Here is a 17638-nt window from a genome sequence, read left to right on the forward strand (position 1 = left end):
ACAGAGCACCACTGTGGCAAAGAATTATTTATACCGGCGGAGTACTCCTGTTGGGTTATATAACGAAGCGGCAGTAACGCCCTTAGTCTGGTTGAAATTCAGATTTTTTCTTTTTTTAAGGCAAAAAAAAGCCGCTGGGGAAGCGGCTGGAAAATAAAACGGAGCGAATATCATGCCCGATTAAGCCTGGCATACATAAGGGGAATAGGCAAATAACCTCAAATAACCTCAACAAACCAGCCGCTAAATAAGCGAAGCGTGGAATACATTCACTGAGTGGAATATCACGCAGTTCCATTATAAGTACTCTACGCTTTATTTTTACTGTGGTTTATCGGCGGCAATAACGTTAGGTCACAATGCCTTTTCGCCTGCTGCTATCAGCCATTCTCTCCAGGAGAAGACTTTATGAAAGCACTCACTTATCATGGCCCCCATCATGTCAGCGTCGACACCATGCCCGACCCGGCCCTTGAGGCGCCGGACGATATTATTCTGCGCGTCACGGCGACGGCGATCTGCGGTTCCGATCTGCACCTTTACCGCGGTAAGATCCCCGGCACGCACCATGGTGATATTTTCGGCCATGAATTTATGGGGGAAGTGGTGGAAGCCGGTTCCGAGGTCACCGCGGTTCGTAAAGGCGATCGGGTGGTTATCCCGTTTGTCATCGCCTGCGGAGACTGCTTCTTTTGTCGCCTGCAGCAATATGCCGCCTGCGAAAGCACCAATAGCGGCCAGGGGGCGACGCTCAACCGAAAAGGCATTTCGCCACCGGCGGCCCTGTTCGGCTACAGCGATTTGTACGGCGGGATCCCCGGCGGCCAGGCGGAATATGTGCGGGTTCCCAAAGCCAATACCGGACCGTTTAAAGTGCCGGACACCTTACCCGATGAAAAGGTGCTGTTTCTGTCAGATATTCTGCCTACCGCCTGGCAGGCGGTAAAAAACGCCGAGGTCAAACCCGGCAGCAGCGTGGCTATTTTTGGCGCCGGCCCGGTTGGCCTGCTGTGTGCCTCCTGCGCCAGGCTCAATGGCGCAGAGCAGATATTTATCATCGATCATAACGATTACCGACTCGACTTCGCGCAGCGGCGCTATGGCACGATCCCGATAAACTTCGACCACCATGACGATCCGGCGCAGTGGATTATCGACAACACCGCCGGCCATCGCGGCGTCGATGCGGTGATTGACGCCGTCGGCTTCGAGGCGAAAGGCAGCCTTACGGAAACCGTCCTCAGCACCCTGAAAATCGAGGGCAGCAGCGGGAAAGCGCTGCGCCAGTGCATCGCTGCCGTGCGCCGCGGCGGCATCGTCAGCGTGCCCGGGGTTTACGCCGGTTTCATTCACGGATTTATGTTTGGCGATGCCTTTGATAAGGGGCTGACCTTCAGAATGGGGCAAACCCACGTCCATGCCTGGTTGCCGGATCTACTGGCGCTTATTGAGCAAGGGTTGCTCACCCCGGAGGAGATTGTCACTCACCATATGCCTCTGGAGGAGGCCGCGCGCGGCTATCAGATCTTTGAGAAACGTGAAGAGGCATGCCGCAAAGTGATCCTCGTGCCGGGGATGCAGCCCGGAAAGGCAACGCTTTGAGGCGGAGATTAACGCAGCGAAATCCCTCGGAGGCCAGTCTGCGCCGTGCTATAAAAACAGCATGCGCTGGCCGGCCGTCGCTGATACAGCCGTTAACCACAGGGGAAGGAAATGCTCGAGTTACGCCCGAATTGCGAATGCTGTGATAAAGATCTGCCGCCAGACTCACGCGAAGCGTTTATCTGTTCGTTCGAGTGCACCTTTTGCCAGGACTGCATGACGGCGCGGCTTAACGGCCATTGCCCGAACTGCGGCGGCGAACTAGTGCGGCGTCCGGTGCGTCCCGAAGAGGCGCTCCGGCGCCACCCCGCCTCCACCCTGCGCCGCCATGGGCAGTAAAACCGGATGAGCAGGCGTAGCGAAAAGGAGCCCTCGGGCTCCCTTTCTTCATCCTTATTTCGCTGCCGAAAAGCGCCACTCTGCGGCGGTCGACAGCGTCACAAATGGCCCGGCAAGGGTGACATTGTGATGGCCAATGATGTCAGGCGCTGATAAACGTTCGTTATCCATGGTTGAGTGCGCATCTGAGATCAGCACCGTCCGTAATCCCAGCGCCGATGCCGCTCGGCAGGTCGTGTCCACGCAGAATTCGGTTTTCATCCCGGCAATAACCAGCTGTTTTACGCCGGCCTGAGCGAGCTGATGCGCAAGGTCAGTTTGCTGAAAACAGGAAGGGTACTTTTTAATAAAGACGATATCCCGCTCGCCGTTAACACCCATCTCAGGCAGCAGTTGAGTTAATGGACTTTGCGCGGAGAACGGAGAGTCGTCAGCTCCGGTATGGCGGGCAAAGAAGACGGGCACCTCAGCCTGTCTCGCTTTTTCAATCAGCAGGCAAACGTTCGCCAGAAGCGCATCGGCCTGATACGGGGAAACCGGGCCACGGAAAAGCCCCTGCTGCATATCGATAATTAACAGGGCATGCTCAGATGAAATCATGATGGGTCTCCATTCAGTCTGTCACGAACGGAGAGGACGCTCCCCGTCCACATTGGCGGGGAGTGAGGATCTGTTTGTCAGGAGCCGGTCACAGATACGCCCACACCACCGCAGGTTACGGTCGTGGTGGTGACGGTGGTGGTTGGCTGCACTGACGTAATCATTATCTGACCTTCACTTATTCCTTACAGATAAAACATAAGCGCCATTAAAACGGCTCTTTTCTTATAGCATTGAGCTGAGACGGATGGCAATTTATGCGTGAACAACGCAGCCGCTTTACGCAACCATTAACGGCTTACAATATAGGCGCGAAGGATTTCACCTGCTGAAAGAATATGTTTCACAGTATATGCCCGAGCCTCCTGTGGATTATTTTGCTGGCAGGCCATCAGGATCTGCTGATGCTCATCCTGGAATTTCAGCGTATCCGACAGCAGTCTGTTCTGAAAAAGCTCATATCTTTCAATCTGCTCGCGCAATTCACCGATCATCTTCAACAGGCGCTGATTGTTACACTTCCGATACAGCAGTTCATGAAACTCCCGGTTATACCTCCCCTGCTGCTCGGGTTCAGAAGCGCTACTCAGCAGCTGATGCACCAGCTCTGCCCGGGCAAGCGTTTCCGGGTCCATATTCTCCAGGCTATGAAAAATGGCTTCACCTTCCAGGAGTGCCCGCAGCTGATAAATTTCATCGACATCTGCGGCCGTCAGCGTTTTCACCACCGCGCCACGATTTCTGAAAATCTCAACCAGACCTTCGCGCTCAAGCTGCTGTATCGCTTCTCTCATTGGGATACGGCTGACAGAAAACTGGCAGGCCAGGTCGCGCTCCACAAGCCGGTCGCCATCTCGCAATGCCCCCTTGTTGATTAAGATTTTTAACTCACTGGCAAGGATATCGGCGGTCGAACGGGTAGCAGCGTTCATTTGGCTCTCTTTACATCATTCATAAATGGTATACCATTATACCATTCGAGCCAACGTCATGACAACCTTGCGATTCTACCTGCGGCTTCGTTCAGGCAATGCAACTGGGCGATACCGCAGTGAAGAAATTCATCCCTCTATAGAGAAAGGCAAACCAATGGAACATGCTTATACCAGTCATATCACATGGACCGGCAATCAGGGCACGGGTACCTCGGGTTACAAGGCTTATGCCCGGACCTGGGATATCGCGGTAAAGGGAAAAGAACCCATTCATTGTTCAAATGATCCATTACTGGGCGGCGATCCCGGCAAAATGAACCCGGAAGATCTCCTGCTCTCTTCTCTCTCTGCCTGTCACATGCTGTGGTACTTACATCTGGCCTCAGATGCCGGCATTACGGTCATGGAATATCAGGACTCGCCGGTGGCAACGGGTGAAGTATTAAAAGGGGGCGCGGGTCGCTTTATTTCTGCTACCCTCCGGCCGAAAATCACCGTATTACCAGGTACCGATCTCGACGCCGCCGCGGCCCTTCATCAGCAGATCCATCACGTCTGTTTTATCGCCCGATCGGTCAATTTCCCGGTCAGCTACCAGCCTGAATTTATTATCTTTAACGCAGAGTAACTCGTTTCTGGCGCGATCATCCGGTGCGCAGGAAATGTGGCTGGGGTATCCAACCTCAGCCACACTTCGCTGCACGCCGAAGCATCCTGCTCTGGTCGTCATTAGACTGCACGGACATTCACCACGGAGCAGACTTATGATTGCAGTACTTTTTGAGGCCGACGCCTTACCGGAAGCACAGGAAAGATATCTTCAGCTGGCGGCCGGGCTGACGCCTTTGCTTTCAGACACGCCGGGGTTTATTGCCATCGAGCGTTTTCAGAGCCTGAATTCGCCCGGCAAAATCCTTTCGCTATCCTGGTGGGAAGATGAAGCATCGGTGGCCAACTGGCAGCAAAATGAGCGGCATCTGGCTGCCCAGCGCGAAGGCAAAGCATCGATTTTTTCATACTACAGAATACGCGTTGCCCGCGTGTTCCGGGATTACTCATCGGATCGGGGAGCACAGCCAGATGTATGATATTCACATCATTCTCAGCAACACGCCGGGCTCGCTTGGCGCAATGGGTATAGCGCTGGGCAACAACGGTGTGGGCCTCGAAGGTGGTGGGGTATTCACCACGCCTGATGCCGGACATGCGCATTTTCTGGTGGAGGACGGTGAGACAGCCCGCAGGGTGCTGACCGAGGCCGGCTTTACGGTCAGCGATGTATGCCGTCCTCTGATACGTAAGTTACCCCAGGAACGCCCCGGGGAACTGGGAGACATTGCCGACACCCTTGCCCGCAACGGTATTAATATTCTGGTACAGTACAGCGACCACCGTAACCGGCTCATTCTTCTTACCGATGATGACACCCGGGCAGCGGAAGTGACCAAAAAATGGGCCATACTTTCTGAATGAATCTCCTGAAAACGCAGCAAGACAGTGAGCCAGAGGCGGCACTGGAAACCGCGATGGCGATGGTGGCCTCTGCCCTCTCTGACCCGTCAAGGGTCAGTATTCTCTGCGCGCTGATGGACGGGCGCGCATGGACGGCGACCGAGCTCAGCACGGTCGCCGAGGTCTCCGCCTCCACCACCAGCGGACATCTTGCCCGGCTGCTCAGCAACGGGCTGGTGGTGTGTCTCGCGCAGGGGCGCCACCGCTATTACCGCCTGGCAGGCGCGCATATCGCCGGGCTGCTGGAAAACCTGATGGGCGTCTCAATGCAGTCGCATAAGGCGCTGGCCACCAGCACGCCGGTGACGCTTCGCTACGCTCGCACCTGCTACGACCATCTGGCGGGCGAGCTGGCGGTGAAGATTTATGAGTGTATGCTGCGGGAAAAATGGCTGACGGCCGATGGCCTGGCCCTGACGTCAGCCGGTAAAACCCAGCTTGAAAGTCTGGGCGCGGTACTTAACGCTCGCCCGCGACGTAAGCCTTGTTGCCCCTGTCTTGACTGGAGCGAAAGACGTTTTCATCTGGGAGGCGACGCCGGTTCGGCGCTGATGGCGCTGTTTGAGCAGAAAGGATGGATAACCCGCGCGCCGGGATATCGGGAAGTGCAAGTGACGGATAGCGGCAGAGCGGCGCTGTCCCGGCTGTTTAATCTGAAGGTGGGTGGATAGCCTGAGTTTAGGCTACATCACATTTTCGCCGAACGGCACCGGTTTATGCCGGTCGGGCCATCAGTAAGACCCCTGGCGTTCAATCCATACCCACTTGCGATCTCGCGGTAAACTGAGCTAGCCCTGTTGTAAGCGCATGGCTTTGATGGACATTGTGTTGCGGGAAATCGACCATGGTACCGCGCAGCGAGCGTCCGGCAAAATAACGGCCTGAATGCGATAAAAAAACGGGAGCCCATCGGCTCCCGCTTTTACTTAATCCACCAACGGGATTACATGTTCGCGATAATCGCGTCGCCAAACTCTGAACATTTCAGCAGTTTAGCGCCTTCCATCAGACGTTCGAAGTCATAGGTCACGGTCTTAGCGGCGATAGCGCCTTCCATGCCTTTGACGATCAGATCTGCGGCTTCGAACCACTGCATGTGGCGCAGCATCATCTCTGCGGACAGGATGATGGAGCCCGGGTTCACTTTGTCCTGGCCAGCATACTTCGGCGCAGTACCGTGAGTCGCTTCGAACAGCGCGCACTCGTCGCCGATATTGGCGCCCGGGGCGATACCGATACCGCCAACCTGTGCCGCCAGCGCGTCAGAGATGTAGTCGCCGTTGAGGTTCATACAGGCGATAACGTCGTATTCCGCAGGACGCAGCAGGATCTGCTGCAGGAAGGCGTCGGCGATCACGTCTTTTACCACGATCTCTTTACCGGTGTTCGGGTTCTTGATTTTCACCCACGGGCCGCCGTCGATCAGCTCGCCGCCGAACTCTTCGCGAGCCAGCTGGTAGCCCCAGTCTTTGAACGCGCCTTCGGTGAACTTCATAATGTTGCCTTTGTGCACCAGAGTGACGGAATCACGATCGTTGGTGATCGCATACTCAATGGCTGCACGAACCAGACGTTTGGTGCCTTCTTCAGAGCACGGCTTGATGCCGATGCCGCAATGTTCCGGGAAGCGAATTTTCTTCACGCCCATCTCATCGCGCAGGAATTTGATCACTTTGTCTGCTTCAGCAGAGTCGGCTTTCCACTCGATGCCTGCATAGATATCTTCGGAGTTTTCACGGAAGATAACCATGTCGGTCAGTTCCGGGTGCTTAACCGGGCTCGGGGTGCCCTGGTAGTAACGTACCGGACGCAGGCAGACGTAGAGATCCAGCTCCTGGCGCAGCGCCACGTTCAGGGAACGAATGCCGCCGCCGACTGGGGTAGTCAGAGGACCTTTGATAGCAACGCGGTAGTCACGAATCAGATCGAGGGTTTCAGCTGGCAGCCAGACATCCTGGCCATAGACGTGGGTCGATTTCTCACCGGTGTAAACTTCCATCCAGGAAATTTTACGCTCGCCCTTATAGGCTTTCTCAACGGCGGCATCAACCACTTTCAGCATCGCTGGGGTAACGTCAACGCCGATACCGTCACCTTCAATGAACGGGATAATCGGATTGTGAGGGACGTTCAGTTTGCCGTTTTGCAGGGTGATTTTTTGACCTTCCGCCGGAACTACTACTTTGCTTTCCATTAACCTCTCCTTCGAGCGCTTCTGGTTCTGCTCTTCCCTCTTCACGCGAGCCTGGTGTTGGCTGAGTCGGCCAGCTTCGGAGTACCGGGTCATCCCGCTAACCGGAGCTATCGCGTCCGTGTCGCCTTCCTGCCTGTGTTGCGAATCGGTTTGAGCAATTTTTTGTTAATAATTTGTAATGAGCATGTCAATACTACCTGAATGTTTGCGTCCATGAAAGGCATTCGTAATTAGGCTATAATGCGGCAATTGATAGAGCCTGAAAATACCATGCAGAAAACTTCATTTAGAAAACATCGCGTTGAGCGATTCAGCACACAACAAGTCACCAGACAACGTAAAGAACGCCAGCCAAAAACTGTGATCTTGTTCAATAAACCCTATGATGTGTTGCCGCAATTTACCGACGAGGCCGGGCGCAGCACGCTGAAAGATTTTATTCCCGTGGCGGGCGTCTACGCCGCAGGTCGACTCGATCGCGACAGCGAAGGCCTGCTGGTGCTGACCAACGACGGCGCGCTGCAGGCGAAGCTGACCCAGCCGGGTAAACGCACCGGCAAGATCTACTACGTCCAGGTGGAAGGCGAACCCACGCCCGAGGCGCTGGCCGCTTTGCGCGACGGCGTCACCCTCAACGACGGCCCCACCCTGCCTGCCGGCGTAGAACTTGTGGAGGAGCCCGCCTGGCTGTGGCCGCGCAACCCGCCGATTCGTGAGCGCAAATCGATCCCCACCCGCTGGCTGAAGATCACGCTCTACGAGGGACGCAACCGTCAGGTGCGCCGGATGACCGCCCACGTCGGCTTCCCTACCCTGCGGCTGATCCGCTACGCCATGGGCGGCTACACCCTCGACGGGCTGGCCAACGGCGACTGGCGCAAAGCCGAATAACCGAAAAGGAAAAGCGATGTTTAAACCTCATGTCACTGTTGCCTGCGTGGTTCACGCCCAGGATAAATTTCTCATCGTCGAAGAGACCATTAACGGCAAAGCATTGTGGAACCAGCCGGCGGGCCATCTCGAGGCCAATGAAACGCTGCTGCAGGCCGCCGAACGTGAACTGTGGGAAGAGACAGGCATTCGCGCCACGCCGCAGCACTTCATCCGCATGCATCAGTGGCTGGCCCCCGATAACACCCCGTTTCTGCGCTTCCTGTTCGCCATCGAACTTAGCGATCTGTGCGCCACTGAACCGCACGACAGCGATATCGATCGCTGCCTGTGGCTCAGTGCTGAGGAAATTCTTAACGCGCCAAACCTGCGCTCGCCGCTGGTTGCCGAAAGCATTCGCTGCTACCTGCAGGACCCGCGCCAGCCGCTGTCGCTGATTGGCGCATTTAACTGGCCGTTCACAGGGGGTGAATGAACGGTGAGCGCGTGCTAGAATACGCCGCCTCGAAGTTCAATGTAGCGAGTATTTCCATGTCAGAAAGCCAGAAAAAAGTGATCGTCGGCATGTCCGGCGGCGTCGACTCCTCGGTCTCCGCGTACCTGTTGTTGCAGCAAGGGTATAAGGTGGAAGGCCTGTTCATGAAGAACTGGGAGGAAGACGACGGCGAGGAATACTGCACCGCCGCCGCCGACCTTGCCGATGCGCAAGCGGTCTGCGATAAGCTGGGCATTGAACTGCACACCGTTAACTTTGCCGCCGAATATTGGGATAACGTCTTTGAGCTCTTCCTGGAAGAGTACAAAGCCGGCCGCACGCCGAACCCGGATATTCTGTGCAATAAAGAGATCAAATTTAAAGCCTTTCTCGAGTTTGCTGCCGAAGACCTCGGCGCCGACTACATCGCCACCGGGCACTATGTGCGCCGCGCCGATGTCGACGGTAAAAGCCAGCTGCTGCGCGGACTCGACGGCAATAAAGATCAGAGCTACTTCCTTTATACCCTTAGCCACGAGCAGATTGCCCAGAGCCTGTTCCCGGTGGGTGAACTGGAAAAACCGCAGGTGCGTAAGATCGCCGAAGAGCTGGATCTGATCACCGCGAAGAAAAAAGATTCCACCGGCATCTGCTTTATCGGCGAGCGTAAATTCCGCGATTTCCTTGGCCGTTACCTGCCGGCGCAGCCGGGCAAAATCCTCACCGTCGACGGCGAGGAGATCGGTACCCATCAGGGGTTGATGTACCACACCCTGGGCCAGCGTAAAGGGCTGGGTATCGGCGGCACCAAAGAGGGTAGCGAAGATCCATGGTACGTGGTCGATAAAGACGTTGAGAATAATATTCTTATCGTCGCCCAGGGCCATGGCCATCCGCGCCTGATGTCCGTCGGTCTGATTGCCCAACAGCTGCACTGGGTAAACCGTGAACCGCTGCAGGGCACCCTGCGCTGCACGGTGAAAACCCGCTATCGCCAGACCGATATCCCCTGCACCGTTACCGCGCTGGATGAAGACCGTATCGAAGTCCGCTTCGATGAGCCGGTCGCGGCGGTGACACCGGGCCAGTCCGCGGTATTCTATTTGGGTGAAGTGTGTCTCGGCGGCGGAATTATTGAACAACGACTGCCTCTGCAGTCCTGAACGCGCGTTATTTCCGCCGGGACGAACCGCCCCGGCGGCTGACAAGGAGTATGTGTGGCGAAGAATTACTATGACATCACCCTGGCGCTGGCTGGCGTTTGCCAGGCGGCGCGACTGGTTCAGCAACTGGCGCATCAGGGACATTGCGACAGCGATGCCCTGCATGTGTCGCTGAACAGCATCATCGACCTCGATCCCGAGTCGACGCTGGCGGTGTTCGGTGGCAGTGAAGCCAATCTTCGCCTCGGCCTTGAAACGCTGCTCGGGGTGCTCAATACCAGCAGCCGTCAGGGCCTCAATGCGGAACTCACCCGCTATACCCTGAGCCTGATGGTGCTGGAGCGCAAGCTCGCCGCCAGTAAAGGGGCGATGGACACGCTCGGCAACCGCATCGCCGGCCTGCACCGTCAGCTGGAGCACTTTGACCTGCAGTCCGAAACGCTGCTCAGCGCCATGGCGGGCATCTATGTCGATGTGATAAGCCCGCTGGGCCCGCGTATTCAGGTGACCGGCTCCCCTGCCGTGCTGCAAAGCCCGCAGGTGCAGGCGAAAGTTCGCTCAACGCTGCTTGCGGGTATTCGCGCCGCGGTGCTCTGGCATCAGGTGGGCGGCGGACGTCTCCAGCTTATGTTTTCCCGTAATCGTCTGGTTAACCAGGCAAAGCAAATTCTTGCTCATTTAACCCCGGAGTTGTGATCTATGGAATTATCCTCACTGACCGCCGTTTCCCCTGTAGACGGCCGCTACGGCGATAAAGTCAGCGCGCTGCGCGGTATCTTCAGCGAATTCGGTTTGCTGAAATTCCGCGTTCAGGTGGAAGTACGTTGGCTGCAAAAACTGGCCGCCCACGCAGCGATCAAGGAAGTTCCTGCTTTTGCTGCCGACGCAAACGGTTTCCTTGACAAAATCGTTGCCGATTTCAGCGTCGAAGACGCCGAGCGCATCAAAACCATCGAGCGCACCACTAATCACGATGTGAAAGCGGTAGAGTACTTTCTGAAAGAGAAAGTCGCTGACATCGCCGAACTGCACGCCGTGTCGGAGTTTATTCACTTCGCCTGTACGTCCGAAGACATCAATAACCTCTCCCACGCGCTGATGCTGAAAACCGCCCGCGACGAAGTGGTTCTGCCTTACTGGCGCAAACTGATTGACGCGGTAAAAGATCTGGCGACCCAGTACCGCGATGTGCCGCTGCTCTCCCGTACCCACGGCCAGCCAGCGACGCCGTCCACCATGGGTAAAGAGATGGCGAACGTCGCCTACCGTATGGAGCGCCAGTACCGTCAGCTGAACCAGGTGGAAATCCTTGGTAAAATCAACGGCGCGGTGGGTAACTACAACGCCCACATCGCCGCCTACCCGGAAGTCGACTGGCATCAGTTCAGCGAAGAGTTCGTTACCTCGCTGGGCATTCAGTGGAACCCGTACACCACGCAGATCGAGCCGCATGACTATATCGCTGAGCTGTTTGACTGCATCGCGCGCTTTAACACCATTCTGATCGACTTCGATCGCGACGTGTGGGGCTACATCGCGCTCAACCACTTCAAACAGAAGACCATCGCCGGGGAAATCGGCTCCTCCACCATGCCGCACAAGGTGAACCCGATTGACTTCGAAAACTCCGAAGGCAACCTCGGCCTGGCCAATGCGGTCATGCAGCACCTGGCCAGCAAACTGCCGGTTTCCCGCTGGCAGCGCGACCTGACCGACTCCACCGTCCTGCGTAACCTCGGCGTGGGCATCGGCTATGCGCTGATCGCCTATCAGTCCACCCTCAAAGGGATCAGCAAGCTGGAGCTGAACCAGGATCGCCTGCTGGACGAACTGGATCACAACTGGGAAGTACTGGCTGAGCCGATCCAGACCGTGATGCGTCGTTACGGTATCGAAAAACCGTACGAGAAGCTGAAAGAGCTGACCCGCGGCAAACGCGTTGATGCGGAAGGGATGAAGCAGTTTATTGACAGCCTCGCCCTGCCGGAAGAGGAAAAAGTGCGTCTCAAAGCGATGACCCCGGCCAACTATATCGGTCGGGCAACCACCATGGTTGACGAGCTGAAGTAATCGCCCTGCCCCTCTTTCCGCCGGAAAGAGGGGCGTTTTATCGCCGGAAAGCGATCAGATCCAAACGTCGTTCACCGCCGTCCGCTCGCCGCCCTCGTGGCCGGTATTCAACACCCCGCGCGGTTCAATCAGCATCAGCTTCGCTTCCGTCTCCGCCGAGGTCTTATGTTCCAGCCCGCGCGGCACGACGATCATCTCCCCGGCCTTCACCAGCACATGTCCGTCGCGGAAGTCCACGCGCAATACCCCCTCCACCACCATCAGCGTCTCATCGGTTTCCGGGTGGCTGTGCCAGATAAAGTCGCCGGCGATGCGCACGATCTTGAACTGATAGTCATTCATTTCGGCCACCACTTTGGGCTGCCATTGTTCGCTGAACAGGGAAAATTTCTGGGCAAGATTAACGAGTAGATACATAGGCTGTCTCCTTGTGATAAAGGCAGTCAGCATAGTTCGCCTCGCCGCGTTCACGCTTGAACGATTGTGCAACCTGCGCCGCCTTAGCCGCGGATCGCCCGCAGCCAGCGCCCCGGAGAGAGGCCAAAGCGGCTGATAAACTGGCGCGTCATGTGGCTCTGGTCGGCAAACCCCGCGTCAGCGGCAATATCCACCAGACGCTCCCCGGCGCGCATCCGCTGGCGACAAAAATCGAGCCGGCGCATCATGACGTAGCGCCACGGGCTGGTGCCGTACAGCGTTCTGAAATCACGGCTCAGGCTCCAGCGGTCCCGGCCGCTGACCTGCGACAGGGTGTCGAGGGTCATATCCTGCATAAAACAGGTATGGATATACTCCCGAGCCCTCTCCGCCGCCTGATAATCAAACGCCTGGCGACGGGAACGCTGCCCGCCGACCACGGCCAGGGTCTGCGCCAGGTCGTACAGGGCGTCTTCTTCCTCCAGCGGCTCGAAGGTATCCGTGACCGCTTTCAACAGCGGCTGCACGGCGCGACCTAGCCGTGGATCCGCCGACAGGCCGCCGGGGATAAACGGCAATGGCCTGCCGCCGAGTATCTTCTGGATCAGCGCTGGCTCAATGTAGACCATGCGGTAGTGAAACCCCGCCTCGGTGCCCGCCTCGCCATCGTGTATTTCGTCCGGGTGAAGGACCATCGTCCCGCCGGGCAGACTGTGCTGTAGCCCGCCGCGATAGTGAAAGCTCTGCACGCCGGCGATCGTCTGGCCGATGGCGTAGGTATCATGCCGGTGCGGCTCGTAGCCGTGGCCGCCGAAGAAGGCTTCGATGCGCTCCGTGCGGCTGGGCGATTGCGCCAGCCTGACCCAATCCGCGCTCTGCTGCTGAGACATAATGGATAACCTGCGGCGTTCTTGAGGGATGATTCCAGCACTATTACACAAAAAATTAACATCACCAACCCGCTCACTGCCGCGCCCAGCCGCTGGGCGTTTGCTGAAATTACGCATAGAATGAAGGAGTTCCATACCCGCTGCGCAAAAGGCGCCGCTCAACGCCGGCCTGCCCGGCGATGCTCCACGCCGTTTGTATAAAAATCTTTATTTAACAGCTGTTTATATTTTGCGTATATAATAAGCGTCAGACTACTTTCGAAATTGCAAGGGAGAACAGCCATGCGCGTACTCGTGGTTGAGGATAATGCCCTGCTGCGTCACCACCTCAAAGTTCAGCTCCAGGAGCTGGGCCATCAGGTCGATGCCGCAGAGGATGCCAAGGAAGCGGATTACTATCTGGGCGAACATCTCCCGGATATCGCCATCGTCGATCTCGGCCTGCCGGACGAAGATGGATTATCGTTGATCCGTCGCTGGCGCAGCCATGACGTGTCGCTGCCGGTGCTGGTGCTGACCGCCCGCGAAGGATGGCAGGATAAAGTCGAAGTGCTCAGCGCCGGGGCGGATGATTACGTCACCAAGCCTTTCCATATTGAAGAGGTTGCCGCCCGCATGCAGGCGCTGCTGCGCCGCAACAGCGGCCTGGCCTCGCAGGTGATCTCTCTGCCGCCGTTTCAGGTCGACCTCTCCCGCCGCGAGCTGTCGGTGAACGATCAGCCGATCAAGCTGACGGCCTTTGAGTACACGATTATGGAAACCCTGATCCGCAACCGCGGCAAAGTGGTCAGTAAAGATTCCCTGATGCTCCAGCTTTACCCGGATGCCGAACTGCGTGAAAGCCATACCATCGACGTGCTGATGGGCCGGCTGCGTAAGAAAATTCAGGCTGAATACCCGCAGGACGTCATCACCACGGTGCGCGGCCAGGGCTATCTGTTCGAACTGCGCTGATGAAGGGACTGTTGCGGCATATTTTCCCGCTGTCATTACGGGTTCGCTTCCTGCTGGCGACCGCCGGGGTGGTGCTGGTGCTCTCCCTGGCCTATGGCATGGTGGCGCTGGTGGGCTACAGCGTCAGCTTCGATAAAACCACCTTCCGTCTGCTGCGCGGCGAGAGCAATCTCTTTTATATGCTGGCCAAATGGGAGAACGGCGCCATTGATGTCGATATCCCGGAAAATCTGAATATGGAAAGCCCGACGGTGACCCTTATTTACGATGAGAAGGGCAAACTACTGTGGGCGCAGCGCGATGTCCCCTGGCTGACGAAGCGCATTCAACCGGATTGGTTGAAACGCAATGGCTTCCATGAAATTGAAGCCGATGTCGACAGCAGCAGTATGCTGTTGCGCAATAACCATGAGGTTCAGGAACAGCTGGACGCCATCCGCGAACAGGGCGACGATTCGGAGATGACCCACTCGGTGGCGATCAACTTCTACCCAGCCACCAGCAAAATGCCCCAGCTCAGTATCGTGGTGGTCGACACCATCCCGGTGGAGCTCAAGCGCAGCTATATGGTGTGGAGCTGGTTTATCTACGTGCTGGCCGCCAACCTGTTGCTGGTGATCCCCCTGCTGTGGGTCGCCGCCTGGTGGAGCCTGCGCCCCATCGAGTCGCTGGCCAAAGAGGTGCGCGAGCTGGAGGAACATCACCGCGAGAAGCTCAATCCCAACACCACCCGCGAGCTGACCCGACTGGTGAGCAACCTTAACCGGCTGGTTCGCAGCGAGCGTGAACGCTATGACAAATACCGCACCACCCTCACCGATCTCACCCACAGCCTGAAAACGCCGCTGGCGGTGATGCAGAGCACGTTGCGCTCGCTGCGCGGCGAGAAGATCAGCGTCGACGAGGCGGAGCCGGTGATGCTGGAGCAGATCAGCCGCATTTCGCAGCAGATTGGTTACTATTTGCATCGCGCCAGCATGCGCAGCGGCGGTACCCTGCTGAGCCGGGAACTACACCCGATCGCCCCGCTGCTCGACAGCCTGACCTCCGCCCTCAATAAGGTCTATCAGCGCAAGGGGGTCAATATCTCGCTCGACATCTCGCCGGAGATCAGTTTTGTCGGCGAGCAGAACGATTTTATGGAAGTGATGGGCAACGTTCTCGATAACGCCTGTAAGTACTGTCTGGAGTTCGTGGAGGTTTCCGTGCGCCAGACCACCGACAGTCATCTGCACATCCTGGTGGAAGACGATGGGCCGGGGATCCCGCCGAGCCAGCGCCGCGCCGTCTTCGACCGCGGCCAGCGGGCGGATACTCTGCGTCCCGGCCAGGGGGTGGGGCTCTCCGTCGCCCGGGAAATCGTCGAACAATATGACGGGGAGATCATCGCCGGCGAGAGCCTGCTCGGCGGCGCCTGCATGGAGGTGGTGTTTGGCCGCCAGCTGATGGAAGATAAAGAGAGTTAATCGTTGAGTTTTTTCACGGCGCCTGCATCGCCGGGGCGCCGCATCCGTTATAATCCCTGTCAGACACCTGCAGTGGAATATCAATATGGATTATCAATTAACGCTTAACTGGCCCGACTTTATCGAACGCTACTGGCAAAAACGGCCGGTGATATTGAAGCGCGGCTTCGCCAATTTTATCGACCCGCTGAGCCCGGACGAACTGGCTGGACTGGCCATGGAGAGCGAGGTCGATAGCCGCCTTGTCAGCCATCAGGATGGAAAATGGCAGGTCAGTCACGGTCCCTTCGAAAGCTACGATCACCTGAGCGAAAACAACTGGTCCCTGCTGGTACAGGCGGTTAACCACTGGCATGAGCCGTCTGCGGCGCTGATGCACCCGTTCCGCGCCCTGCCGGACTGGCGTATCGACGACCTGATGATCTCCTTCTCAGTACCGGGCGGCGGCGTCGGCCCGCATCTGGATCAGTATGATGTGTTTATCATTCAGGGCACCGGCCGTCGACGCTGGCGCGTCGGGGAAAAAGTGCCGATGAAACAGCACTGCCCGCATCCGGACCTGCTGCAGGTTGACCCCTTCGAGGCGATCATCGATGAAGAGATGGAGCCGGGGGATATTCTCTATATTCCGCCAGGATTCCCGCATGAGGGGTATTCGCTGGAAAACTCGCTCAACTATTCGGTCGGCTATCGCGCGCCGAATGCCCGCGAGTTGTTCAGCGGATTTGCCGACTACGTTCTCCAGCGCGAACTGGGCAGCCAGCGCTACGCCGATCCGGACGTGCCGTCGCGCGACCATCCGGCGGATATTTTACCGGCCGAACTCGACCGCCTGCGCGAGATGATGCTGGGGCTGATTAACCAACCGGAGCACTTTAAGCAGTGGTTCGGCGAGTTTATCACCCAGTCGCGTCATGAACTTGACGTCGCGCCGCCGGAGCCGCCTTATCAGCCTGACGAGATTTATGATGCCCTGCAGCAGGGCGATACCCTGGAACGCCTTGGCGGCCTGCGGGTGCTGCGCATTGACGGCGAGGTGTTCGTCAATGGCGAGAAGATCAACTCCCCGCACCGTCCGGCGCTGGACGCCTTAGCTACCCACCTGACGCTGCGCGCCGACCATTTTGGCGATGCGCTGGAAGATCCTTCCTTCCTCGCCATGCTGGCGGCGCTGGTCAACAGCGGCTACTGGTTCTTTGGCGACTGAGTCTCCATCCTGCCCGGCGGCGCTGCGCTTGCCGGGCCTACGGGTTCTGCGGTCATCGGCTGGACCGTAGGCCGGATAAGGCGAAGCCGCCATCCGGCATGAAGACAGGTGCCCGCTCTGCTGTTCACCGCCCGGCGGCGCTGCGCTTGCCGGGCCTACGGGTTCTGAAGTCACCGGCTGGACCGTAGGCCGGATAAGGCGAAGCCGCCATCCGGCACTTTGTGGTTTCGATGGCGACAATGTCTTACCCGAGCATTATCGCCTCTCGCCTGCATCAAATTCGCTTACCTCACCCGCCCAATCCGGCGGATACCCTCCCTGACGCACATCGCGATGAAAGGTCGAATACGGCCAATCCTGCACCCTACGGACATGACCGTGCTTAACAGGATTGATATAAACGTAATCCATATGCCGCCGGTAATCTTCTTCATTACGGATGGTATGTTCCCAGAATCGCGGCTGCCAGATATGGTGCTGCGCCAGCGCTCGGGTAAACATTTTTTTAATGTCCCGCCAGCGACCGGAATAATCGGTATCCCCCTCAGGCAGGGTCCATATGCAGTGCATATGCTCTGGTAAAACGACCCAGGCGTTAATCAGAAACGGTTTTTTGCTTTTAACAAACGCTGTAGCGGCACGCAGATGAGCAATATGCCGCGTCAGGAGATCGCTGCGCCGATTTTGCAGGTTAACGGTGAAGAACCAGCAGCCGCCGGGGATATAACTGCGACGATAATCAGACATGTGAGGTTCCCTCCTCAGTATTAGCCTTATTGCTTTTGCCCGGCGGCGCTGCGCTTGCCGGGCCTACGGGTTCTGCGGTCATCGGCTGGACCGTAGGCCGGATAAGGCGTTAGCCGCCATCCGGCATGAAGACAGGTGCCCGCTCTGCTGTTCACCGCCCGGCGGCGCTGCGCTTG

At 57.4% G+C, this 17638-nt stretch carries 20 protein-coding genes; 14 read left to right on the top strand and 6 right to left on the bottom strand.

Features of this window, described 5'->3' with window-relative positions:
- The first annotated feature begins 408 nt into the window (after nt 1–408).
- Both ABLV76_RS24695 and ABLV76_RS24700 read left to right on the top strand, forming a co-directional pair.
- Entirely contained in the window at nt 409–1602 is a 1194-nt protein-coding gene (locus ABLV76_RS24695) for a zinc-dependent alcohol dehydrogenase (RefSeq protein ID WP_053810557.1), read from the top strand.
- Nucleotides 1603–1713: 111 nt separating this feature from the next.
- Nucleotides 1714–1941: a DUF1272 domain-containing protein gene (locus ABLV76_RS24700; protein ID WP_004203710.1), complete on the top strand. Its 228-nt coding sequence runs from the start codon at nt 1714–1716 to the stop codon at nt 1939–1941.
- A 54-nt stretch (nt 1942–1995) separates the two neighbouring features.
- Here ABLV76_RS24700 and ABLV76_RS24705 read toward each other — a convergent pair whose 3' ends face one another.
- Both ABLV76_RS24705 and ABLV76_RS24710 read right to left on the bottom strand, forming a co-directional pair.
- Complete coding sequence (locus ABLV76_RS24705) at nt 1996–2541, bottom strand: cysteine hydrolase family protein (RefSeq protein WP_048294493.1); 546 nt, start codon at nt 2539–2541, stop codon at nt 1996–1998.
- A gap of 290 nt (nt 2542–2831) precedes the next feature.
- Entirely contained in the window at nt 2832–3473 is a 642-nt protein-coding gene (locus ABLV76_RS24710; RefSeq protein ID WP_060657020.1) for a GntR family transcriptional regulator, read from the bottom strand.
- Between the two features lie 157 nt (nt 3474–3630).
- Here ABLV76_RS24710 and ABLV76_RS24715 point away from each other — a divergent pair, with 157 nt between their 5' ends.
- The 4 genes from ABLV76_RS24715 to ABLV76_RS24730 all read left to right on the top strand — a co-directional run bounded on the left by ABLV76_RS24715 (nt 3631) and on the right by ABLV76_RS24730 (nt 5659).
- Nucleotides 3631–4104 (top strand): OsmC family protein, encoded by a 474-nt coding sequence (locus tag ABLV76_RS24715; RefSeq protein ID WP_004203707.1) that lies wholly within the window; start codon nt 3631–3633, stop codon nt 4102–4104.
- 136 nt (nt 4105–4240) lie between these two features.
- Nucleotides 4241–4564, top strand: coding sequence for an antibiotic biosynthesis monooxygenase (locus ABLV76_RS24720; protein WP_004203706.1), 324 nt, complete (start codon nt 4241–4243; stop codon nt 4562–4564).
- Entirely contained in the window at nt 4557–4949 is a 393-nt protein-coding gene (locus ABLV76_RS24725) for an amino acid-binding ACT domain-containing protein (protein WP_004203705.1), read from the top strand. The genes ABLV76_RS24720 and ABLV76_RS24725 overlap by 8 nt, the downstream gene beginning before the upstream one ends.
- Nucleotides 4946–5659, top strand: a complete 714-nt coding sequence (locus ABLV76_RS24730; RefSeq protein ID WP_200927443.1) for a winged helix-turn-helix domain-containing protein — start codon at nt 4946–4948, stop codon at nt 5657–5659. Before ABLV76_RS24725 ends, ABLV76_RS24730 begins: the two co-directional genes overlap by 4 nt.
- Nucleotides 5660–5931: 272 nt before the next feature.
- Here the strand turns inward: ABLV76_RS24730 and icd are convergent, their stop codons facing one another.
- On the bottom strand, nt 5932–7182 hold the full coding sequence (gene icd, locus ABLV76_RS24735) for an NADP-dependent isocitrate dehydrogenase (protein ID WP_004150800.1): 1251 nt from the start codon (nt 7180–7182) through the stop codon (nt 5932–5934).
- A 240-nt stretch (nt 7183–7422) separates the two neighbouring features.
- Between icd and rluE the strand changes: the two genes are divergently transcribed.
- The 5 genes from rluE to purB are packed head-to-tail and all read left to right on the top strand — an operon-like array spanning nt 7423 to nt 11781.
- On the top strand, nt 7423–8073 hold the full coding sequence (gene rluE, locus ABLV76_RS24740; RefSeq protein WP_032452457.1) for a 23S rRNA pseudouridine(2457) synthase RluE: 651 nt from the start codon (nt 7423–7425) through the stop codon (nt 8071–8073).
- Nucleotides 8074–8089: 16 nt separating this feature from the next.
- Nucleotides 8090–8548, top strand: coding sequence for an NUDIX hydrolase (locus tag ABLV76_RS24745; protein ID WP_004150802.1), 459 nt, complete (start codon nt 8090–8092; stop codon nt 8546–8548).
- A gap of 56 nt (nt 8549–8604) precedes the next feature.
- The gene (mnmA, locus tag ABLV76_RS24750) at nt 8605–9711 is read left to right on the top strand and encodes a tRNA 2-thiouridine(34) synthase MnmA (RefSeq protein WP_348878528.1); all 1107 of its coding nucleotides are present in this window, start codon (nt 8605–8607) and stop codon (nt 9709–9711) included.
- A 54-nt stretch (nt 9712–9765) separates the two neighbouring features.
- A complete protein-coding gene (hflD, locus tag ABLV76_RS24755; protein ID WP_032455836.1) occupies nt 9766–10407 on the top strand; it encodes a high frequency lysogenization protein HflD in 642 nt (213 codons plus the stop codon).
- Between the two features lie 3 nt (nt 10408–10410).
- A complete protein-coding gene (gene purB / locus ABLV76_RS24760) occupies nt 10411–11781 on the top strand; it encodes an adenylosuccinate lyase (protein ID WP_004150804.1) in 1371 nt (456 codons plus the stop codon).
- A gap of 54 nt (nt 11782–11835) precedes the next feature.
- On the opposite strand, the gene ABLV76_RS24765 is transcribed toward purB, so the two are convergent.
- The gene (locus ABLV76_RS24765) at nt 11836–12198 is read right to left on the bottom strand and encodes a cupin domain-containing protein (protein WP_180241769.1); all 363 of its coding nucleotides are present in this window, start codon (nt 12196–12198) and stop codon (nt 11836–11838) included.
- Nucleotides 12199–12281: 83 nt separating this feature from the next.
- Complete coding sequence (locus ABLV76_RS24770) at nt 12282–13088, bottom strand: AraC family transcriptional regulator (RefSeq protein ID WP_348878529.1); 807 nt, start codon at nt 13086–13088, stop codon at nt 12282–12284.
- A gap of 282 nt (nt 13089–13370) precedes the next feature.
- Here ABLV76_RS24770 and phoP point away from each other — a divergent pair, with 282 nt between their 5' ends.
- The 3 genes from phoP to ABLV76_RS24785 all read left to right on the top strand — a co-directional run bounded on the left by phoP (nt 13371) and on the right by ABLV76_RS24785 (nt 16715).
- Nucleotides 13371–14042, top strand: coding sequence for a two-component system response regulator PhoP (gene phoP, locus ABLV76_RS24775; protein WP_004206636.1), 672 nt, complete (start codon nt 13371–13373; stop codon nt 14040–14042).
- Nucleotides 14042–15508, top strand: a complete 1467-nt coding sequence (phoQ, locus tag ABLV76_RS24780) for a two-component system sensor histidine kinase PhoQ (RefSeq protein WP_004206635.1) — start codon at nt 14042–14044, stop codon at nt 15506–15508. Before phoP ends, phoQ begins: the two co-directional genes overlap by 1 nt.
- Before the next feature lie 85 nt (nt 15509–15593).
- Complete coding sequence (locus ABLV76_RS24785) at nt 15594–16715, top strand: cupin domain-containing protein (protein WP_048294487.1); 1122 nt, start codon at nt 15594–15596, stop codon at nt 16713–16715.
- A gap of 255 nt (nt 16716–16970) precedes the next feature.
- Here the strand turns inward: ABLV76_RS24785 and ABLV76_RS24790 are convergent, their stop codons facing one another.
- The gene (locus ABLV76_RS24790; RefSeq protein ID WP_048294486.1) at nt 16971–17462 is read right to left on the bottom strand and encodes a transposase; all 492 of its coding nucleotides are present in this window, start codon (nt 17460–17462) and stop codon (nt 16971–16973) included.
- Nucleotides 17463–17638 lie beyond the last annotated feature (176 nt).

Origin of the sequence: Klebsiella sp. GB_Kp047, from assembly GCF_040065235.1 — a bacterium.
GTDB classification, from domain to species: domain Bacteria; phylum Pseudomonadota; class Gammaproteobacteria; order Enterobacterales; family Enterobacteriaceae; genus Klebsiella; species Klebsiella quasipneumoniae.

Coding starts and splice junctions, on each gene's coding strand:
- ABLV76_RS24695 (WP_053810557.1), top strand. CDS start 409: ATGAAAGCACTCACTTATCATGGCCCCCATCATGTCAGCGTCGACACC.
- ABLV76_RS24700 (WP_004203710.1), top strand. CDS start 1,714: ATGCTCGAGTTACGCCCGAATTGCGAATGCTGTGATAAAGATCTGCCG.
- ABLV76_RS24705 (WP_048294493.1), bottom strand. CDS start 2,541: ATGATTTCATCTGAGCATGCCCTGTTAATTATCGATATGCAGCAGGGG.
- ABLV76_RS24710 (WP_060657020.1), bottom strand. CDS start 3,473: ATGAACGCTGCTACCCGTTCGACCGCCGATATCCTTGCCAGTGAGTTA.
- ABLV76_RS24715 (WP_004203707.1), top strand. CDS start 3,631: ATGGAACATGCTTATACCAGTCATATCACATGGACCGGCAATCAGGGC.
- ABLV76_RS24720 (WP_004203706.1), top strand. CDS start 4,241: ATGATTGCAGTACTTTTTGAGGCCGACGCCTTACCGGAAGCACAGGAA.
- ABLV76_RS24725 (WP_004203705.1), top strand. CDS start 4,557: ATGTATGATATTCACATCATTCTCAGCAACACGCCGGGCTCGCTTGGC.
- ABLV76_RS24730 (WP_200927443.1), top strand. CDS start 4,946: ATGAATCTCCTGAAAACGCAGCAAGACAGTGAGCCAGAGGCGGCACTG.
- icd (WP_004150800.1), bottom strand. CDS start 7,182: ATGGAAAGCAAAGTAGTAGTTCCGGCGGAAGGTCAAAAAATCACCCTG.
- rluE (WP_032452457.1), top strand. CDS start 7,423: ATGCGGCAATTGATAGAGCCTGAAAATACCATGCAGAAAACTTCATTT.
- ABLV76_RS24745 (WP_004150802.1), top strand. CDS start 8,090: ATGTTTAAACCTCATGTCACTGTTGCCTGCGTGGTTCACGCCCAGGAT.
- mnmA (WP_348878528.1), top strand. CDS start 8,605: ATGTCAGAAAGCCAGAAAAAAGTGATCGTCGGCATGTCCGGCGGCGTC.
- purB (WP_004150804.1), top strand. CDS start 10,411: ATGGAATTATCCTCACTGACCGCCGTTTCCCCTGTAGACGGCCGCTAC.
- ABLV76_RS24765 (WP_180241769.1), bottom strand. CDS start 12,198: ATGTATCTACTCGTTAATCTTGCCCAGAAATTTTCCCTGTTCAGCGAA.
- ABLV76_RS24770 (WP_348878529.1), bottom strand. CDS start 13,088: ATGTCTCAGCAGCAGAGCGCGGATTGGGTCAGGCTGGCGCAATCGCCC.
- phoP (WP_004206636.1), top strand. CDS start 13,371: ATGCGCGTACTCGTGGTTGAGGATAATGCCCTGCTGCGTCACCACCTC.
- phoQ (WP_004206635.1), top strand. CDS start 14,042: ATGAAGGGACTGTTGCGGCATATTTTCCCGCTGTCATTACGGGTTCGC.
- ABLV76_RS24785 (WP_048294487.1), top strand. CDS start 15,594: ATGGATTATCAATTAACGCTTAACTGGCCCGACTTTATCGAACGCTAC.
- ABLV76_RS24790 (WP_048294486.1), bottom strand. CDS start 17,462: ATGTCTGATTATCGTCGCAGTTATATCCCCGGCGGCTGCTGGTTCTTC.